Annotated in this window: 16 protein-coding genes; 9 read left to right on the forward strand and 7 right to left on the reverse strand. The window is 72.4% G+C overall.

The window, feature by feature from the left end:
- Positions 1–54: 54 nt before the first annotated feature.
- Complete coding sequence (locus ACH4ZA_RS13935; RefSeq protein WP_398429485.1) at positions 55–1,194, reverse strand: acyl-CoA dehydrogenase family protein; 1,140 nt, start codon at positions 1,192–1,194, stop codon at positions 55–57.
- 73 nt (positions 1,195–1,267) lie between these two features.
- On the opposite strand from ACH4ZA_RS13935, the gene ACH4ZA_RS13940 reads away from it, so the two are divergent.
- Genes ACH4ZA_RS13940 through ACH4ZA_RS13950 form a run of 3 tightly spaced genes read left to right on the forward strand, consistent with a single transcriptional unit; the run spans position 1,268 to position 3,915 of the window.
- Complete coding sequence (locus ACH4ZA_RS13940) at positions 1,268–2,056, forward strand: SDR family oxidoreductase (RefSeq protein WP_319276678.1); 789 nt, start codon at positions 1,268–1,270, stop codon at positions 2,054–2,056.
- A gap of 15 nt (positions 2,057–2,071) precedes the next feature.
- Positions 2,072–2,722, forward strand: a complete 651-nt coding sequence (locus tag ACH4ZA_RS13945; protein WP_319276677.1) for a TetR/AcrR family transcriptional regulator — start codon at positions 2,072–2,074, stop codon at positions 2,720–2,722.
- A gap of 35 nt (positions 2,723–2,757) precedes the next feature.
- On the forward strand, positions 2,758–3,915 hold the full coding sequence (locus tag ACH4ZA_RS13950) for an acetyl-CoA C-acetyltransferase (protein WP_398429487.1): 1,158 nt from the start codon (positions 2,758–2,760) through the stop codon (positions 3,913–3,915).
- 33 nt (positions 3,916–3,948) lie between these two features.
- Here the strand turns inward: ACH4ZA_RS13950 and ACH4ZA_RS13955 are convergent, their stop codons facing one another.
- Genes ACH4ZA_RS13955 through ACH4ZA_RS13970 form a run of 4 tightly spaced genes read right to left on the reverse strand, consistent with a single transcriptional unit; the run spans position 3,949 to position 7,322 of the window.
- Positions 3,949–5,004, reverse strand: coding sequence for a nitronate monooxygenase (locus tag ACH4ZA_RS13955; protein WP_319276673.1), 1,056 nt, complete (start codon positions 5,002–5,004; stop codon positions 3,949–3,951).
- Positions 5,004–5,723: a CoA-transferase gene (locus ACH4ZA_RS13960; protein WP_319276671.1), complete on the reverse strand. Its 720-nt coding sequence runs from the start codon at positions 5,721–5,723 to the stop codon at positions 5,004–5,006. The genes ACH4ZA_RS13955 and ACH4ZA_RS13960 overlap by 1 nt, the downstream gene beginning before the upstream one ends.
- Entirely contained in the window at positions 5,720–6,556 is an 837-nt protein-coding gene (locus tag ACH4ZA_RS13965; protein ID WP_319276669.1) for a CoA-transferase, read from the reverse strand. The genes ACH4ZA_RS13960 and ACH4ZA_RS13965 overlap by 4 nt, the downstream gene beginning before the upstream one ends.
- Positions 6,549–7,322, reverse strand: coding sequence for an enoyl-CoA hydratase family protein (locus ACH4ZA_RS13970; protein ID WP_319276668.1), 774 nt, complete (start codon positions 7,320–7,322; stop codon positions 6,549–6,551). The genes ACH4ZA_RS13965 and ACH4ZA_RS13970 overlap by 8 nt, the downstream gene beginning before the upstream one ends.
- Before the next feature lie 55 nt (positions 7,323–7,377).
- Between ACH4ZA_RS13970 and ACH4ZA_RS13975 the strand changes: the two genes are divergently transcribed.
- Positions 7,378–8,127 carry an SDR family oxidoreductase gene (locus tag ACH4ZA_RS13975; protein WP_319276667.1) on the forward strand — a complete coding sequence of 250 codons (750 nt, stop codon included), beginning with the start codon at positions 7,378–7,380 and terminating at the stop codon, positions 8,125–8,127.
- A gap of 103 nt (positions 8,128–8,230) precedes the next feature.
- On the forward strand, positions 8,231–9,136 hold the full coding sequence (locus ACH4ZA_RS13980; RefSeq protein WP_398429489.1) for an SDR family oxidoreductase: 906 nt from the start codon (positions 8,231–8,233) through the stop codon (positions 9,134–9,136).
- 47 nt (positions 9,137–9,183) lie between these two features.
- Here ACH4ZA_RS13980 and ACH4ZA_RS13985 read toward each other — a convergent pair whose 3' ends face one another.
- Positions 9,184–10,080, reverse strand: coding sequence for a hypothetical protein (locus ACH4ZA_RS13985; RefSeq protein ID WP_398429490.1), 897 nt, complete (start codon positions 10,078–10,080; stop codon positions 9,184–9,186).
- A gap of 86 nt (positions 10,081–10,166) precedes the next feature.
- Here ACH4ZA_RS13985 and ACH4ZA_RS13990 point away from each other — a divergent pair, with 86 nt between their 5' ends.
- The 4 genes from ACH4ZA_RS13990 (at position 10,167) to ACH4ZA_RS14005 (ending at position 16,513) form a co-directional block, all read left to right on the forward strand.
- Positions 10,167–10,517 carry a chorismate mutase gene (locus tag ACH4ZA_RS13990; protein WP_319276664.1) on the forward strand — a complete coding sequence of 117 codons (351 nt, stop codon included), beginning with the start codon at positions 10,167–10,169 and terminating at the stop codon, positions 10,515–10,517.
- A 191-nt stretch (positions 10,518–10,708) separates the two neighbouring features.
- The gene (gene pepN, locus ACH4ZA_RS13995; protein WP_319276663.1) at positions 10,709–13,201 is read left to right on the forward strand and encodes an aminopeptidase N; all 2,493 of its coding nucleotides are present in this window, start codon (positions 10,709–10,711) and stop codon (positions 13,199–13,201) included.
- A 436-nt stretch (positions 13,202–13,637) separates the two neighbouring features.
- Positions 13,638–15,089 (forward strand): pyridoxal phosphate-dependent decarboxylase family protein, encoded by a 1,452-nt coding sequence (locus tag ACH4ZA_RS14000; protein WP_398429491.1) that lies wholly within the window; start codon positions 13,638–13,640, stop codon positions 15,087–15,089.
- The gene (locus ACH4ZA_RS14005; protein WP_398429493.1) at positions 15,086–16,513 is read left to right on the forward strand and encodes a lysine N(6)-hydroxylase/L-ornithine N(5)-oxygenase family protein; all 1,428 of its coding nucleotides are present in this window, start codon (positions 15,086–15,088) and stop codon (positions 16,511–16,513) included. Before ACH4ZA_RS14000 ends, ACH4ZA_RS14005 begins: the two co-directional genes overlap by 4 nt.
- A 107-nt stretch (positions 16,514–16,620) precedes the next feature.
- On the opposite strand, the gene ACH4ZA_RS14010 is transcribed toward ACH4ZA_RS14005, so the two are convergent.
- Positions 16,621–18,435 (reverse strand): bifunctional metallophosphatase/5'-nucleotidase, encoded by a 1,815-nt coding sequence (locus ACH4ZA_RS14010; RefSeq protein WP_398429495.1) that lies wholly within the window; start codon positions 18,433–18,435, stop codon positions 16,621–16,623.
- Positions 18,436–18,573: the final 138 nt, after the last annotated feature.

An 18,573-nucleotide genomic window follows, 5' to 3' on the forward strand; every position in this document is an offset into this window, starting at 1 on the left:
GGAAATGCGGCGCCGGCCCGGGCGCCGCCGCTGCCGGGGTGCGCGGCGAGACCGTCACCGGCGCCCCCTCGGCAGGCCGAGCAGATGCTCGGCGATGATGTCGCGCTGGATCTCGTTCGTGCCCGCGTAGATCGGCCCGGCGAGAGCGAAGACATATCGCTGCGGCCACTCCTCCTCCGCGAACTCGCCCTCCTCGCCGAGGAGATCCAGCGCCGTCTCGTGCAGGGCGATGTCGTACTCGGACCAGAAGACCTTGTTCAGACTCGCCTCGGCCCCGACGCGCTCACCGCCGAGGAACCGGGAGGCTGTCGCGTAGGTGGCCAACTGGTAGGCGCGGGCGCCGATCAGGGCGTCGGCGACCCGTGCCCGCGCGTCCTGCGGACTGCCCCGGTCCCGCCAGAGCGCGTGCAGCCGGTCGGCCGCCGCGAGGAAGCGGCCCGGGGAGCGCAGCGTCAGCCCGCGTTCGTCGGCCGCCGTCGCCATCGCGATCCGCCAGCCCTGGCCCGGCTCGCCGATCACGTCGTCGTCCGCCACGAACACCTCGTCCAGGAACAGCTCGGCGAACGCCGGCTTCCCGTCGAGGCGGCCGATCGGGCGGACGGTGACGCCCTTCGCCCGCAGGTCGAACATGACGTACGTGAGGCCCTGATGGGGTTTCGGGGCCTCGGGGTCACTGCGGAACAGGCCGAAGGCGCGGTCGGCGAAGGCCGCACGCGAGGACCAGGTCTTCTGGCCGGTGAGCCGCCAGCCGCCGGGAACCCGTACCGCCCGGGCGCGCAGCGACGCCAGGTCCGAACCGGCCTCCGGCTCCGACCAGGCCTGCGCCCAGACGGTCTCGCCGCGCGCCATCGCGGGCAGCACCCGCGCGCGCTGCTCCTCGGTGCCGTGCGCGAGGAGGGTCGGCGCGAGGAGGCTCACGCCGTTCTGGCCGACCCGGCCCGGGGCGCCCGCGGCCCAGTACTCCTCCTCGAAGAGCAGCCAGCGCACCAGGCCGCAGTCCCGGCCGCCGTACCGCCGCGGCCAGTTCACCGCCGACCAGCAGCCCTCGGCCAGTTCGGCCTCCCACGCGCGGTGCGCGGCGAAGCCCTCGGCGGTCTCCAGCGAGGGCAGCGGCTCGGGCGGCACATGGGCGTGCAGCCAGTCCCGGGCCTCGGCGCGGAACGCCTCGTCGGCGGGGGAGTGCGTGAGATCCACGGGCGCTCTCCTACGGGTGCTTCTCGCGGGACCGTTCTTCCCTAACAAGTGTTTGGTAGGTTAGCGTGGCTCCATGACAGTCGTCGAGAGTCCGGCATACGTGCCCGGTCACGGGCTGCTCAGGGGGCGCACCGCCGTCGTCACGGCCGCGGCCGGGGCCGGCATCGGCGGAGCCGTCGCCCGCCGCTTCCTGGAGGAAGGGGCCCGGGTGCTGATCAGCGACGCCCACACCCGTCGGCTCAAGGCCCACGAGAGCGCGCTGGCCGAGGAGTTCGGGCCGGCCTCGGTGGCCGCCCTGCCCTGCGACGTCACCGACGAGGAGCAGGTGCGGGCCCTCTTCGACGCCGCCGTCGCCGCCCACGGCAGGCTGGACGTCGTCGTCAACAACGCCGGCCTCGGCGGCACCGCGCACCTCGCCGACATGACGGACGAGCAGTGGACCCGCGTCCTCGACGTCACGCTGAACGGCACCTTCCGCTGCACCCGGGCCGCCCTGCGGCGGATGCGCGACACCGGCGGCGGCGTCATCGTCAACAACGCCTCCGTCGTCGGCTGGCGCGCCCAGGCCGGACAGGCGCACTACGCCGCCGCGAAAGCGGGCGTGATGGCGCTGACCCGCTGCGCCGCGATCGAGGCCGCCTCCTACGGCGTACGGGTCAACGCCGTCTCACCCAGCCTCGCCATGCACCCCCACCTGGTGAAGGTCACCTCCGCCGAGCTGCTCGAGGAGCTCACCGGGCGCGAGGCCTTCGGACGGTACGCCGAACCCTGGGAGGTCGCCAACGTGATCGTGTTCCTCGCGTCCGGCTACTCCTCGTACATGACCGGCGAAGTGGTCTCCGTCAGTGGCCAGCATCCCTAGGACGACAATGGACGCGTGCCTCCTACGAAGCCTTCCGCCAAGCCTGCTGCGAAACCGGCGGCGAAGAAGAAGCCCCAGGTGACCGCCGCGCCCGCCCGGCGCCGCGAACTCCTCGAGACCGCCGCCGAGGTCTTCGCCGAGCAGGGCTACAACGCCACCACCGTGCGCAAGATCGCCGACCACGCGGGCATGCTCGCGGGCAGCCTCTACTACCACTTCGACTCCAAGGAGTCGATGCTCGAGGAGATCCTGCGCAGCTTCCTCGACGAGCTGTGGGACGGCTACGACACCGTCCTGGCCGCCCCACTGGGCCCCCGCGAGACCCTCGAAGCCCTGGTCACCGAGTCGTTCCGGGAGATCGACCGGCACCGCGCCGCCGTCGCGATCTACCAGAAGGAGAGCAGGCAGCTCGTGGCGCAGGAGCGCTTCGCGTTCCTCGCCGACTCGCAGCGCAGGTTCGAGACGGCGTGGCTCTCCACGCTGGAACGGGGCGTCGGCGCCCGGGTCTTCCGGGCCGATCTCGACGTCCGTCTTACCTACCGGTTCGTCCGCGACACGGTGTGGGTCGCCGCGTCCTGGTACCGGCCCGGCGGGCAGCACAGCCCGGAGGAGATCGCCCGCCAGTACCTGTCGATGGTGCTGGACGGCATCGCCGTCCGTGAATAGTCCACTGACGTGCCCCTTTGCATGAGGGAGTTGCCATGGCCGAGGCCTACATCGTCGAAGCGGTCCGTACGCCCGTCGGGCGGCGGGGGGGAGGTCTGTCCGGGGTGCACCCGGCGGATCTCGGCGCGCATGTGCTGAAGGAGCTCGTCGCCCGCTCGGGCGTGGACCCGGCGGCCGTCGAGGACGTCGTCTTCGGCTGCCTGGACACGGTCGGACCGCAGGCCGGGGACATCGCGCGGACCTGCTGGCTGGCCGCCGGCCTCCCCGAGGAGGTGCCGGGCGTGACCGTCGACCGGCAGTGCGGCTCCTCGCAGCAGGCCGTGCACTTCGCCGCCCAGGGCGTGCTGTCCGGCACCCAGGACCTGGTCGTCGCGGGCGGCGTGCAGAACATGTCGCAGATCCCGATCGCCTTCGCCACCCGGCAGGCCGCCGAACCCCTCGGCTTCACCCAGGGCCCCTTCGCGGGCAGCGAGGGCTGGCGCGCCCGCTACGGGGACCGGCCCGTCAACCAGTTCGCCGGCGCCGAGATGATCGCCGCCAAGTGGGGCGTCAGCCGGCAGGACCAGGAGGAGTTCGCGCTGCGCTCGCACCGCCGGGCGGTACGCGCGATCGACGAGGGCCGCTTCACCCGCGAGACCGTCGCCTACCGGGACGTGACGACCGACGAAGGGCCGCGCCGGGACACCTCTCTGGAGAAGATGGCCGCGCTGAAGCCCGTCATCGACGGCGGCACCGTCACCGCCGCCTGCTCCTCACAGGTCTCCGACGGCGCGGCCGCGCTGCTGCTGGCCTCCGCGGACGCCGTCCGCGAGCACGGGCTGCGGCCGCGGGCCCGCGTCCACCACCTCTCGGTGCGCGGCGAGGACCCCATCCGCATGCTGACGGCCCCGATCCCGGCCACCGCGCACGCCCTGAAGAAGACCGGCCTCACGATCGACGACCTCGACCTCGTCGAGATCAACGAGGCGTTCGCGCCCGTCGTCCTGGCCTGGCTGAAGGAGACCGGCGCGGACCCGGAGAAGGTCAACGTCAACGGGGGCGCGATCGCCCTCGGTCATCCCCTCGGCGCGACCGGCGCGAAGCTGATGACGACGCTGCTGCACGAACTGGAGCGCACCGGCGGCCGGTTCGGCCTGCAGACGATGTGCGAAGGCGGCGGCCAGGCCAACGTGACGATCATCGAGCGGCTCTGACGGGTGCGCGGGACGGGGCTCGCGCGGCGGCCGTCACGTCGCGGCGAGCCGGTCCAGGGCGGCCAGCACGTCCTGCGCCTCCTTCATGATCCGTTCCACCAGCTCCGCGCACGACGGCAGGTCGTCGATCACCCCGGCGACCTGCCCGGCGGCCATCACGCCCGCCTCCGGGCGGCCCTCCACCATCGCCGACCTCAGCAGCATCGGCGTGTTCGCGGCCAGCAGCACCTGGCTCCAGGCGAGGTCCTTGCCGTGCCGCAACGCCAGGCCGTCACGGACCATCTGCCGCCAGGTGAGACCGGACACCCTGCGAAAGCCCGCCGCGTGCCGCGCCGCCCGCAGCAGCGCCCGGACCCGGCCCGCGTCCTCCAGGCCGTCGACCAGCGGAGTGCGCAGCATGCGGTGCGGCAGGCCGTCCACCGCCCGGGTGACCGTGACGTCCCGTACCGTCGCGGCCAGATACCGCGCCTTCACCGCCTCCGGGACCGGCGAGTCCGACGTCAGCAGGAACCGCGTGCCCATCGCGACGCCGGCCGCCCCGTACGCCAGCGCGGCGGCGAGACCGCGCCCGTCGAAGAAGCCGCCCGCCGCCACGACGGGGACGTCCACCGCGTCCACCACCTGCGGCAGCAGGACCGTCGTCGCCACCTCTCCGGTGTGGCCGCCGCCCTCGCCGCCCTGCACGATCACCGCGTCCGCACCCCACGCAGCCACCTTCTCGGCGTGCCGGCGGGCCCCTACGGACGGGACGACCACGACCCCCGCCTCCTTGAGCGCGGCGATCAGCTCGGCGGAGGGGGCGAGCGCGAACGACGCGACCCGCACCCCCTCGTCGACGATGATCCGGACCCGGTCGCCGGCGTCCGCCGCGTCGGCCCGCAGGTTCACCCCGAACGGCGCGTCCGTGCGCGACTTCACCTCCCGCACCGCCGACCGCAGCCGGTCCGGCGTCATCGTCGCCGAGGCCAGGACGCCCAGCGCGCCCGCGTCCGCCGCCGCCGACACCAGCCGCGGACCCGCCACCCATCCCATGCCGGTCTGCACGATCGGGTGACGCACCCCGACCAGCCGGGTGAACGCCGTCTCCATCAGACCGCCACCTCCCGGGCCCGCGCGCCGCCCGGGTCGATCACCTCACGGATCAGCCGCAGCTCCTGAGCGGTCGGCTCACGGGTGTACGGCACCTCGTCGGCGACGGCGAGATCGAACCCCGTCGCCTCCCGTACCTCCTCGACGCTCACCCCGGGATGCAGCGAGGCCAGCCGCATCGACCGGTCGGGCGTGGCGAAGTCGAAGACGCCGAGGTCGGAGACGACCCGCCCGAGGCGGTGGTGCCGGGCCCCGGCCGCACGGTCGTACCCCACGCCGCACACCATGTCGACCTTCGCGACGAACACCCGCCGGGAGTGCTTCGGGACCCAGTAACTCGTCGGATTGTTCAGGGTGTTGACCGGCGCACCGCGCACCCCGAGGAGCTGCCGCACCGGCTTCGCCCAGTCGCCGACGCACGCGATGTTCTGGTTGCCGTACCGGTCGATCTGGCTCGCGCCCATCATCACGTGCCGCCGGCCGCCGGTGACCAGCTCCAGATGCTGCCGGTAGGGCAGCCAGCCCTCCGTCGTCCCGTCCGGACGCACGATCAGCGCCTCGCCGTCGGTCAGCAGGAGATCCGGCGAGAAGCTGAGCCGGGCGAGCCGGGCGCCGACCGAGGGGATCACGCCCATGGGGCTCGCCAGGATCTCGCCCGCGTCCCGCCAGGCCTCCGCGCAGGCGATCACGCAGTACTCGGCGCGCGTGGTCCCGCTCACGAGTCCTCCCCGACCGCAGACCGGTACGCCTGTTCGTCCCCGGCGAGATAACGGGCCGAGAACTGCGCCCAGGGCGTCGTCGCGTACCGCTTCTGGAACGCCTCGTCCCGGCCGTAGTCGGGTGCGCAGGACGTGAAGTGCGCCCCGTTCGGGGCCTCGACCACCCCCGTCACCGTGTGCCGCTTGATCAGCAGCGACTGCGGCGGGGCCTCCTTGGTCAGCTCGGCCGTGTCGACGACGCGCTCGCAGCTGACGTACGCCGTGTCCGCCGCCTCGCAGAACAGGTCGTCGAAGTACGGGTCCGGGCCCAGGTACTGCCCGTTGCCCAGCCGGTCGGCTCGATTGACGTGCACCAGCGCGGCGTCCAGCCGCAGGGCGGGCATGGCCACGAACGTCTCCCCGTCCTCGTAGGGCGACGTCACCGTCCGCAGACCGGGGTTGACCCGCATCACGTCGGAGCCCAGGCCCGCCCGCACGGGCAGGAACGGCAGCCGGTGCGCCGCCGCGCGCAGCCCCCACAGGAACATCGCCTCGTCGACCTCCGTCAGCTCCAGCGTCCCGCGCTCGCGGGCCGCCCGGTAGTGCGGCTCGAGCGGGATCGAGTCCAGGGTGGCGAAGGCGGCGACCAGCCTGCGGATCCGACCCGCCGCCGCGAGCATGCCGACGTCCGGGCCGCCGTACGAGACCACGGTGAGGTCGGTGACGTCCGTCCGCAGCAGCGCACGCACCAGCGCCATCGGCTTGCGGCGCGAGCCCCAGCCGCCGATGCCGAGGGTCATGCCGCTCTCCAGACGGGAGACGGCCTCCTCGGCGCTCATCGTCTTGTCACTCACCCGAGCTCTCCTCCCGTGCGGCCCCGCCGAAGGCGCCGCGGACCCGGTCGGCCACACCGCCGACGCTCGCCTCGTACGTGAACCCCTGCTCGAAGCGGTAGCTGCGACGCACGTCGACCGGGTCGATGCCGTTGATGGCGGCCTTGGCCAGCCGCACCAGCTCGCCGTCCTTCGCGGCGATCTCCCCGGCCAGCTCCAGCGCGGCCGCGCGCAGGTCGCCGCGGGGCGTCACCCGCCACACCGAGCCGTGCGCGTGCAGCTCCGCCGCCGTGACCGTGCGCGAGGTGTAGTAGAGGGCGCGCAGCAGATGCTGGGGCACGAGCCGGGCCAGATGGGTGGCCGCGCCCAGCGCGCCCCGGTCCAGCTCGGGCAGCCCGAACACGGCGTCCTCGCTCGCGACGATCACGTCCGCGTTCCCCACGAGGCCGACGCCGCCGCCCAGGCAGAACCCCTGGACGGCCGCCACGACGGGGACCTCGCACTCGTACACCGCCGCGAACGCCTCGAAGCAGCCGCGGTTGGCGCCGATCAGCGCCCCCGGCCCCTGTGCCTGGATCTCCTTGATGTCGACGCCCGCGTTGAAGCCCCGCCCCTCGGCGGCCAGCACCACGCACCGCGTGGCCGGATCGCGGCCGGCCGCGCGCACGGCGTCGGCCAGGGCGAACCAGCCGTGCACCGGCAGGGCGTTCACCGGCGGGAAGTCGACCGTGACGAGCGCGATTCCCTTTTCCGCCCCCTTTTCCGGGGACGAGGTGGAGACACCCATGGAAGCATCAGCTACCTTTCCACCAAACGTTTGTTAGGTGGAAAGGTAGCAGCCGATGAAGCTGGACGGGAAGGTCGCCGTCGTCACCGGCGGCACCCGGGGAGTGGGCGCCGGCATCGCGCGCTCCCTCGCGCGCGCCGGCGCCGAGGTCGTCGTCTGCGCCCGCCGCCCGCCCGACACCCCCGTCCACGCAGCCCGGTTCGCGCCGCTGGACGTACGGGACGCCGACGCCGTGACGGCCTTCTTCGCCGGGCTGCCCCGGCTGGACGTCCTCGTCAACAACGCGGGAGGCGCCCCCTACCGGCCGCTCGCCGCGGCCGACGCGCACCGCCACGCGCGCGTGATCGAGCTCAACCTCCTTGCCCCGCTCACGGTGTCCCTCGCCGCCCACGACCACCTCAGGCGCACCCGGGGCTCCATCGTGATGATCGGCAGCGTCAGCGGCGGCCGCCCCTCGCCCGGCACCGCCGCCTACGGCGCGGCCAAGGCGGGCCTGGAGAGCCTCGCTCGGTCCATGGCCGTCGAATGGGCGCCGGAGATCCGCGTGAACACCCTGGTCGTCGGCATGGTCCACACCGAGCGCACCCACCTCCACTACGGCGACGACGACGGCGTCGAGGCCGTCGCCCGCACCGTGCCGCTGGGCCGCCTCGCCCTCCCCGACGACGTCGGCGACGCGGCCGTCTTCCTCGCCTCCGACGCGGCCGCCTACATCAGCGGGGCGAGCCTGCTCCTGCACGGCGGGGGCGAACGACCCGCCTTCCTCGACGCCGCCACCGCCGACAGGCCGACCCGAGAGACGTGAGAGACCCGAGAAGCGTGAGCCACATGAGCCACATGAGCCACATGAGCCACATGAGCCACATGAGCCACATGAGAGACCTGAGAGACCTGAGAGGAGACCCGCGATGAACGGAATCTGCGACGGACGGGTCGTCGTCGTCACCGGCGCCGGCCGCGGCCTCGGGCGCGCCCACGCCCTCGCCTTCGCCGCCGAGGGCGCCCGGGTCGTCGTCAACGACCTCGGCGTCGGACTCGACGGCGCACCCGGCCCCGACAACCCCGCCCGGCAGGTCGCCGACGAGATCCGCGCGGCCGGCGGCACCGCCCTCGCCCACGGCGGCGACATCGCCACCCCCCAGGGCGCCGCCTCCCTCGTGACGACCGCCCTGGAGGCGTACGGCCGGCTCGACACCCTCGTCAACAACGCCGGCTTCCTGCGCGACCGCATGCTCGTCAACCTCGACGAGGACGACTGGGACGCCGTCCTGCGCGTCCACCTCAAGGGCCACTTCCTCACCCTCAAGCACGCCGCCGCGCACTGGCGCGCCGAGACCAAGGCAGGCCGCACACCCGCCGCCCGCGTCATCAACACCGCGAGCGGCGCGGGACTGCTCGGCTCGGTCGGGCAGGGCAACTACAGCGCCGCGAAAGCCGGCATCGTCGGCCTCACCCTCGTCGCAGCCGCCGAACTCGCCCGCTACGGCGTCCAGGTCAACGCGATCGCGCCCGCCGCCCGCACCCGCATGACGGAACACACCTTCGCCGCCGCCATGGCCGCCCCCGACACCGGCTTCGACGCCATGGCCCCCGGCAACGTCTCCCCGCTGGTCGTCTGGCTCGGCTCCACCGCCAGCGAAGGCGTCACCGGACACGTCTTCGAGACGGAGGGCGGCCGGATCACCGTCATGCAGGGCTGGCGGCCCGGCCCCACAGCGGACACCGCAAGACGCCGCAGCCCCGCCGAGGCGGGAGAGACCGCACGCAAGCTCCTCGCGGACGCGGAACCACCGGGACGCGTCTACGGCGCGTGACACCCGCACCGCGGCACCCGTCCGCCCGCCCGCGACCGCACCGCACCTCACGTGTCGCACTCCAGCACGGTCCTGCACAACCCGCAGCGCGCCCGGACCCGCCCCCGCACCGGAACCCGGATCCGCTGACGACAGGTGGGACACGCGAACATCACCCGCAACGGCCCCTGCGGATCACGCACGAACGCATACGGCGCGCCCGCATCCCCCGACCCCGCCCGAACACCCTGCGCATGCCGGCGGTCACGGGCGTAACGCCGCCGCCCCGCCCAGCCCGCCGCCGTCAGCGGCGGCTCCCGCTCGTCGCACCGCGCCCGCTCCAGACCCCGCCCGTACGCCGCGTACGCCTGCGCGCTCGTGAACCACACCGACGGATCCTCACCGAACACCAGCGACCGCTTCGCCAGCACGTACCCGAACTCCTCCGGCGTCAGATACCCCAGCTTCTGCGACGACACCCCGTCCACCCGGTAGGCGTCCAGCAGCAGCCAGCCCGCCCCCAGATACGTCGTCGCCGTGTCCGTCAGGATCTCGTTGTCCCGCGTCCCCGCGAACGACAACCCCACCCGGTGCAGATAGACGTGCATGATCTCGTGCGCCAGCGCCGCACCGATGTCCCGGCGATGCGTACGGAAACGATCGTTCAGCTCGACGAAGTACTCCGGCCCCGCCGCGAGCTCGATGTGCGCCGCATGCTCCATCTCCCGGAACGCCACCACCATCCGCGCATCCGGCAACCGGTAGTGCCGCACCAGCTCCCGCGCCACCCGCTGCGCCCCCAGATGCAGGTCGTCGGTGTCGCAGAACGCCACATCGGCCGGCGCCACACTCGTCGCGAACTGGTGGATCGTGTCGTACGACAACCGTCTGTACAACGCCGTCAACGCCGCCCGCACCGTCTCCAGATGCGGGTAACCGTGCTCGACCGGCCCACCGTTCGCCACGCCGCACCCCCAACACGCCGAGGACCCGATTCCACTGTACGGGCAGCCCGCGAAGCCCGTCCGGACATGCCCTAGGGTGATCGCCCATGACCACCAGCAACACCCGCACGCCCGGCGCCGGCGACGTCGACCCCGCCGTCCGCGAGGAACTCGCCCGGCTGCGCGACAGCATCGACAACATCGACGCGGCCGTCGTGCACATGCTCGCCGAACGCTTCAAAGCCACCCAGCAGGTCGGCCACCTCAAGGCCCGCCACCAGCTCCCGCCCGCCGACCAGGCCCGCGAGGCCCGCCAGATCGCCCGGCTGCGCACCCTCGCCGAGAGCGCCAAGCTCGACCCCGCCTTCGCCGAGAAGTTCCTCAACTTCATCATCGCCGAGGTCATCCGCCACCACGAGCGCATCGCCGAGGACACCGCCGCGCCCCCACGCGACTGACCCGGACCGCACGGCAACCCACTCGAACCGGCCCCCGGCACAGGCCCACCACCAGCCCGTCACCGGCGCGGAACCGGCACACGACCGGCACGAGAACGGCCCCTGACCGGCGCTCCGGCGCGAGAACGGACATAGGGCGCGTACCGATCCGCCCCTGTGCCCGGCCAGCGGCATCAGGCAGCATGTCGTGCATGTCCGTACTGACGCGCGACGAAGCGCAGAGCCGTGCCAAACTCCTCGACGTCCTCCGCTACACCATCGAGCTCGACCTGACGACCGGCGACGAGACCTTCGAGTCCAGCACCGTCATCCGGTTCGCCGCGCGCACCCACGGGGACACCTTCGTCGAGATCCGGCCCGCAGAACTGCACTCCGTCACCCTCGACGGCGAGCCCGTCGACCCCCAGACGCTCGACGACAACCGGCTCGCCCTGACCGGCCTCACCGCCGGCGAGCACGAACTGCGCGTCCACGCGAGCATGCGCTACTCCCGCACCGGCGAAGGCATGCACCGCTTCACCGACCCCACCGACGGCGAGACCTACCTCTACACCCAGCTGTTCATGGAAGACGTCCAGCGCGTCTTCGCCGCCTTCGACCAGCCCGACCTCAAGTCGGTCTTCGAACTCACCGTCCAGGCCCCCGAAGGCTGGACCGTCCTCGCCAACGGCATCACCGAACACCTCGGCGACGGCCGCTGGCAGGCCGCACCCACCCCCCTCGTCTCCACCTACCTCGTCGCCGTCGCCGCCGGCCCCTGGCACTCCGTGCGCACCGAACACCGCGGACTGCCCTTCGGCCTCCACTGCCGCCGCTCCCTCGCCCCCTACCTCGACGCCGACGCCGACGAACTCCTCGACATCACACGCGCCTGCTACGACCGCTACCACGAGAAGTTCGAGGAGCCCTACCCCTTCGACTCCTACGACCAGGCGTTCGTCCCCGAGTTCAACGCCGGCGCCATGGAGAACCCCGGCCTCGTCACCTTCCGCGACGAGTTCGTCTACCGCTCCGCCGTCACCGACACCGAACGCCAGACCCGCGCCATGGTCATCGCCCACGAGATGGCCCACATGTGGTTCGGCGACCTCGTCACCCTCCAGTGGTGGGACGACATCTGGCTCAACGAGTCCTTCGCCGAGTACATGGGCTACCAGACCCTCATCGAAGCCACCCGCTTCCACGGCACCTGGACCGAGTTCGGCGTCGTCCGCAAACCCTGGGGCTACGACGCCGACCAGCGACCCTCCACCCACCCCGTCGCCCCCGAGAACGTCGACGACACCGCCTCCGCACTCCTCAACTTCGACGGAATCTCCTACGCCAAGGGCGCCTCCGCACTGCGCCAGCTCGTCACCTGGCTCGGCGAGAAGGACTTCCTCGCCGGCATCAACACCCACTTCGCCCGGCACCGCTTCGCCAACGCCACCCTCGCCGACTTCATCGACTCCCTCGCCGCCCACACCGACCGCGACGTCCACGCCTGGGCCGACGCCTGGCTGCGCACCACCGGCGTCGACACCCTCGTCCCCACCGTCAGCGGCTCCAACGGCGACCACACCCTCACCGTCGACCACCAGGGCAGCCGGCCCCACCGCGTCGGCGTCGGCCTCTACGACCTCGACCTCGCCGACGAGGACCGCCACCTCACCCTGCGCCGACGCCTCGAGATCGACATCCCGCAGAGCGCACCCGAACCCCTCGGCAAACGCCCCGCCCTGCTCCTCCTCAACGACGGCGACCTCACCTACGCCAAGGTCCGCTTCGACCCCGGATCCTTCGACACCGTCCGCGCCCGCCTCAGCGGCCTGCCCGACCCACTCACCCGCGCCGTCGTCTGGAACGCCCTGCGCGACGCCGTCCGCGACGGTGAACTCGCCCCCGCCGCCTACCTCGAGACCGCCCGCGCCCACCTCCCGCACGAGACCGACCTCGCCCTCGTCCAGGGCGTCCTCACCTTCGCCTCCGGCCAGGCCGCCGACCGCTACGCCACCCCCGAACAGCGCCCCGCCGCCCTCGCCGCCCTCTCCGCACTGTGCCGCGACCTCATCCGCCGCACCGAGGACGGCGACCACCCCAGCCTGCGGCTCATCGCCGTACGCCACTTCATCGCCGTCGCCGCCCACCCCGAGACCATCGCCGCCTGGCTCGCCGACGGCACCGTCCCCGGCGGCCCCGAACTCGACCCCGACCTGCGCTGGCGCGTCCTCGCCCGGCTCGCCGTCCTCGGCGCGATCGACGACGACGCCATCACCGCCGAACTCGACCGCGACCCCTCAGCCACCGGCCGCGAAGGCGCCGCCCGCTGCCGCGCCGCCCTGCCCGACGCCGAGGCCAAACGCACCGCCTGGGCCGCCATGTTCGAGGACGACGACCTCTCCAACTACCTCTTCACGGCCACCGCCCAGGGCTTCTGGCAGCCCGAACAGGCCGACCTCGTCGCCGGCTACGTCCCGCGCTTCTACCAGGACGCCGTCGCCGTCGCCGCCCGCCGCGGCCCCGCCATCGCGGACGCCGCCGGCCGCTGGGCCTTCCCCGCCCACGCCGTGGACCCCGACACCCTGCGGCTGGGCGAACAGTGCCTCGCCGACGCCCGGCCCATCCCGGCCCTGCGCCGCAAACTCGTCGACCAACTCGACGACCTGACACGCGCGTTGCGCGTACGCGAGGCACACCAGGCCTGACACCCGGCGACGCCCCGCACGAGGGCCCCGCACGCCCCGGGCCGGCGCGTGCGGGGCCCTGCCGGCGGGCCGAGTCCCCACTCGGCCCGCCGCACCGCCCCTTCACGCGGCCCCGACCGCCGGTTGCCGACGGCCCCGGCGGGACGCGGTGCTCGGGCGCGCACCGACTTCCCGTGCGTTCCGTGACACGCTCCGAGAACCCGGCTCCGCCACGGCGCAGCCCAGCCGTTCGAGGAAGTGTTCCCCGGCGACCGACTCGACGGCACGGTCGCCGCCACGCGCCCGAACCCCACCTCCCACGCCGGCAGCCCTCGCACGCGCCGAAGTACCCACTTTCGGGTTCCTGTCGCCGGGCTTTCCGGGCGCGTCGCCGCCCCGGCCGACAAGCTGGACCTCCCCGCTGCGGGCATCCGCCCCCGGCCCCGGAGGATTCCCCGTGAGCATGCCGCCCCTCGCCTCAGGCCCCGAAGGCTCCGACGCCCTGCGCCCGCTGCTGGCGACCGTCCTCGACGCGCTCGACGCCGGTGCCCGCTCCCGCGGCGGACCCCTGCCCGCAGGCGGACCGCACACGGTGGCCGCACGCGTCCGCGAAGCCGTCGGCGACCCCCTGCCCGAACACGGCGACCCCGACGCCCTGCACACCCTCGTCCACGCCCTCGCCGCAGGCGCCGCCGACCCCGCCCACCCCCTGTGCGCCGCCCACCTGCACTGCCCGCCCCTCGCCGTCGCCACCGCAGCCGACCTCGCCGCCTCCGCCCTGAACCCCTCCCTCGACTCCTGGGACCAGGCGCCCGCCGCCTCGGAACTGGAAGCCCTGCTCACCCACGCCCTCGCCGCGGAGATCTACGGCCACCCGAACCGGACACCCCCCACCCCCACCTCCACCCCCACGCCGTCGGGCACAGCCCCCACACCGTCCGCCGCCGCCACCGACCCGGCCCCCGCCGACGCCCTCGTCACCACCGGCGGCACCGAAGCCAACCACCTCGCCCTGCTCCTCGCCCGGGAAGCACACGGACCCGCCCTCCGGCTCGTCTGCGGCGCCAACGCCCACCACTCCCTGCCCCGCGCCGCCTGGCTCCTCGGCCTCCCCGAACCCGTCGTCCTCCCCACCCCCACCGGCGTCCTCGACCCCGCCGCCCTCCACCACACCCTCACCACCCGGTCCGGCCCCCTCCTCGTCGCCGCCACCGCCGGCACCACCGACGCCGGACTCATCGACCCGCTCCCCACCCTCGCCGCCCTCTGCCGCACCAACGGCGCCCGACTGCACATCGACGCCGCCTACGGAGGAGGCCTCCTCTTCAGCGACCGCCGACGCCCCCTCCTCACCGGCCTCGAAGCCGCCCACACCGTCACCCTCGACCTCCACAAACTCGGCTGGCAGCCCGTCGCCGCCGGACTCCTCGCCGTCCGCGACCCCCACGACCTCACCGCCCTCCACCACCACGCCGACTACCTCAACGCCGACGACGACACCGAAGCCGGCCTCCCCGACCTCCTGGGCCGCTCCCTGCGCACCACCCGCCGCCCCGACGCCTTCAAGATCGCCGTCACCCTCAAAACCCTCGGCCGCAGCGGCCTCGGCGCCCTCGTCGACCAGGTCTGCGACCACGCCCGGCAGCTCGCCGACCTCATCACCGCCCACCCCCACCTAGAACTCCACGCCCCACCCACCCTCAGCACCGTCCTCTTCCGGCCCGCACACACCACCGACACAGCCGTCGCCGACATCCGCCGCCGCCTCCTCACCCAAGGCCACGCCGTCCTCGGCCGGGCCCGCCTCGACGGCCGGCTCTGGCTCAAGGCCACCCTCCTCAACCCCCACACCCGGCCCGCCGACCTCACCGCCCTCCTGCGACTGGTGGAAGGAAACACCCCCGCATGAACACGCCCCCGCACCCCGACGCCGACACCCCCCGCGACCTCGTCGGCATCGGCGTCGGCCCCAGCAACCTCTCCCTCGCGGCCCTCGCCCAGCCCCTCGCCGAAATCGACGCCGTCTTCTACGAACAACGCCCCCGCTTCGACTGGCACCCCGGCCTCCTCATCGACGGCGCCCGCATCCAGGTCCCCTTCCTCGCCGACCTCGTCACCCTCGCCGATCCCACCAGCGACTGGACCTTCCTCAACTACCTCAAGACCCACCACCGCCTCTACCCCTTCTACTTCGCCGAGCGCTTCCACATCCAGCGCGCCGAATACGACGCCTACGGCCGCTGGGTCGCCGACCAACTCCCCGGACTCCGCTTCCGCCACCAGGTCGACTCCGTCCGCTGGAACCCCGAACGCGACCTCTTCGAAGTCGACTTCACCCAACTCGACGCAGCCGGCGAAGCCGAGGCCCTCGGCCGCACCCACACCCGCAACGTCGTCCTCGGCATCGGCGCCGAACCCCACATCCCCGACCCGATGCGCCCCCTCGCCGACGCACCCGGCGTCCCCGTCCTGCACGCCGACGACTACCTCGCCCACCGCGACGCCCTCCTGACCGCCGGCCACGTCACCGTCGTAGGAACAGGACAGTCCGGCGCCGAGGTCTTCCTCGACCTCCTCCGCCACCGCCCCGCCGGCCGCGAACGACTCCACTGGCTCGGCCGCACCGAAGCGTTCGCCCCCATGGAGTACTCCAAACTCGGCCTCGAACACTTCACCCCCGACTACACCCGCTACTTCCACGCCCTTCCCGAAAGCGTCCGCGACCGCCTGCTCACCGGCCAATGGCAGCTCCACAAAGGCATCGACGCCGACACCCTCGCCGCCGTCCACGACGAGCTCTACCGCCGCACCCTCCACGGCGGCTGGCCCGACGCCGTCCTCACCCCCGGCGTCACCGTCCGCACCGCCGGCCGCATCTCCACCACCCAGATCGAACTCCACCTCGAACACACCCAGCAGAACACCCGCAGCCGCCTCACCACCGACGCCGTCGTCCTCGCCACCGGCCACCGCGAACGCACCCTCGACCGCATCCTCGCCGGACTCGACCCCTACATCCGCCGCGACAACAGCGAACGCCCCCGCATCGACGCCCACTACCGACTCGTCCTCGACCCCTCCATCACCGCCACCGGCTGCAACGTCCACGTCCAGAACGCCGAACGCCACACCCACGGCGTAGGAGCCCCCGACCTCGGCCTCGCCGCCTGGCGCAGCGCCACCATCCTCAACGCCCTCACCGGAAAAGAGACCTACCCCCTGCCCACCCGCACCGCCTTCACCACCTTCGGACTCGAACAACCCCAGCCCCACCCCCGCGTCCCCACGGCCCGGCAGGCGCCCACCCTCACCCCCCTCGTCGACCTGCGCTAGACACCGCCAGGACGACCCGCAGGACACGAAAAGGGCGGTGCGCCCACGGTGACCGACCAGGCCACCGCACGACACACCGCCCCAGGGACCGGGGAGCTCCAGAACCCCTAGAACACCGGCACACCCTCACGCGTCAGCTTCCAGTCCACCGACGCGAAGTCCTTCGGGTCCAGCACACCCTTCGCCGTCACCCACTCCGAGATCCGCGTACGGATCTCCGTCGACTCCGACCACAGCTCCTTCGCCGCCGCCACATGCGGGAACGCGCCGCCCCCGTTGGCCCGGTAGTTGTTCACCGCCAGCACGAACTGCTGCGCATCGTCCAACGCCGCACCGGCGAACGTCAGGTTCCTGATCCGCGAACCCGCCGGCTGCGCGATGTCGATCTCGTACGACAGACCCGACACGTAGTCGTAGTTGTAGTCCGGACGCCCCGCCGCGTTCGTCAGCTTCTCCGTGTCGACCACCGTGCCCGCCGCCGTCTGCACGAAATACTGCGCCGAGTACTCCAGGTACGCCCGCACCTGCGCACCCGTCAGCAACTTCGCCACCAGCGTGTTGTCGTACACGTACAGGCTCGACAGATCCCGGATCGTCACCTGCCCCGCCGGGATCTCCGACGTACGCGAGAACGGCGACGCCTGAGCGATCACCGGCAGCGACCCGTACGACGTCCCCGCCAACGCCGCCTTCACGACGTCCTCCTGCACCTTCGTGATCAGGTCGATGATCGGCGCGTCCTTGTACCGCGCCTCCACCGTCGTCAACGTCTCCGTCGCCGTGCCCACCACCTGGTTGACATACGCCACGACCTTCGCGTGCTCGTCACCCAGCAGCTTCGTGATCTTCGGGTCGTCGGCGACCGAGTTGGAGTTCAGCACCTTCGACGACACCGACTCGACCGACCACCGCCCCTTCTCGAACACCAGCTCCACATCGAACACCGACAGCCGCTCCGCGTACGCCAACGGCTCCGACAGCACGACCGTCTTCCCCGACTTCGCGTTGACGACCTTCAGCTCCGGAATCTCCACATGCGCATGCCCCACCAGCACCGCGTCGATGTCCGGCACCTGCTGCGCCACCAACGCCGCCGAGTTCTCCACATACGGCAACTGGTCACCGTACGACGACGTACCCGACGAACCCGAGTGCGCAGACACGATCACCACGTCCGCACCCAGCGACTTCAGCTTCGGCACCCACTTCGCCGCCTGCTCCTCGAGCCCCGGGAACGCCAGCTTCCCCTGCACGTACGCCTTGTCCCAGATCGCGATGCCCGGGTTCGTCAGCCCCAGCACCGCCACCTTCACCGGCGGCGCGCCCTTCACACAGAACGTCTTGATCACATACGGCTGGAACGCCGGCCGCAGCGTCTTCGCGTCCACCGCGTTCGCCCCCAGCAACGGGAAGCGCAACTGCGACTCGAACTTGCGCAGCGTCTCGATGCCGTAGTTGAACTCGTGGTTGCCCAGCGCCGCCGCGTCGTACCCGATCGCGTTCATCGCCTGCGCCATCGGATGCACCGGACCGCCCTTGGCGGTGATCGGGTCGACCTTCGCGTAGTAGTACGTCAGCGGAGTGCCCTGGATCGTGTCACCCGCGTCCAGCAGCAGCGTGTTCTCGCGCCCCTTCTCCGCCCGGATCCGGTTCACCAGCGTCGAGATCCGCGACAGACCCTGCGCGTTGCCCGCCGCGTCCTTGTACTCCGCGTCCTTGAAGTAGTCCCAGTTGAAGACATGACCGTGCAGGTCCGTCGTGCCCATCACGGTCAGCGAGTACCGCTTCGGCTGCTTGCCCGGCTTGCCCGGCAGTTGCGACGTCGCGGCCTGCGCCGACGGAGCCGCCACAGCCCCCGCGATCGCCACCCCCGCCCCGGTCACGGCGGACTTCTTCAGGAACTTCCGGCGGTTCAACGGCATGTCTCGTGCTCCTCGGGGGATGGTCAACGACGCGCGTAGATTCTGACCCGGCAACCGCCGACGGCAACAGGTCCAGGAGGTTGCGATCTGATGACCGCAAGGGTCGGCCCACACCCCCGAACACCGGAACCAGTGACA

The sequence above is a fragment of the Streptomyces sp. NPDC020597 genome (genome assembly GCF_044335095.1).
Taxonomy (GTDB): Bacteria; Actinomycetota; Actinomycetes; order Streptomycetales; family Streptomycetaceae; genus Streptomyces.

What these genes read in the sequence shown, in the direction of transcription:
- ACH4ZA_RS13950 (WP_398429487.1), top strand. Translation starts at nt 2,758, where the DNA reads ATGGCCGAGGCCTACATCGTCGAAGCGGTCCGTACGCCCGTCGGGCGG.
- ACH4ZA_RS13955 (WP_319276673.1), bottom strand. Translation starts at nt 5,004, where the DNA reads ATGGAGACGGCGTTCACCCGGCTGGTCGGGGTGCGTCACCCGATCGTG.
- ACH4ZA_RS13980 (WP_398429489.1), top strand. Translation starts at nt 8,231, where the DNA reads ATGAACGGAATCTGCGACGGACGGGTCGTCGTCGTCACCGGCGCCGGC.
- ACH4ZA_RS14010 (WP_398429495.1), bottom strand. Translation starts at nt 18,435, where the DNA reads ATGCCGTTGAACCGCCGGAAGTTCCTGAAGAAGTCCGCCGTGACCGGG.
- pepN (WP_319276663.1), top strand. Translation starts at nt 10,709, where the DNA reads ATGTCCGTACTGACGCGCGACGAAGCGCAGAGCCGTGCCAAACTCCTC.
- ACH4ZA_RS13975 (WP_319276667.1), top strand. Translation starts at nt 7,378, where the DNA reads ATGAAGCTGGACGGGAAGGTCGCCGTCGTCACCGGCGGCACCCGGGGA.
- ACH4ZA_RS13970 (WP_319276668.1), bottom strand. Translation starts at nt 7,322, where the DNA reads ATGGGTGTCTCCACCTCGTCCCCGGAAAAGGGGGCGGAAAAGGGAATC.
- ACH4ZA_RS13940 (WP_319276678.1), top strand. Translation starts at nt 1,268, where the DNA reads ATGACAGTCGTCGAGAGTCCGGCATACGTGCCCGGTCACGGGCTGCTC.
- ACH4ZA_RS14005 (WP_398429493.1), top strand. Translation starts at nt 15,086, where the DNA reads ATGAACACGCCCCCGCACCCCGACGCCGACACCCCCCGCGACCTCGTC.
- ACH4ZA_RS13990 (WP_319276664.1), top strand. Translation starts at nt 10,167, where the DNA reads ATGACCACCAGCAACACCCGCACGCCCGGCGCCGGCGACGTCGACCCC.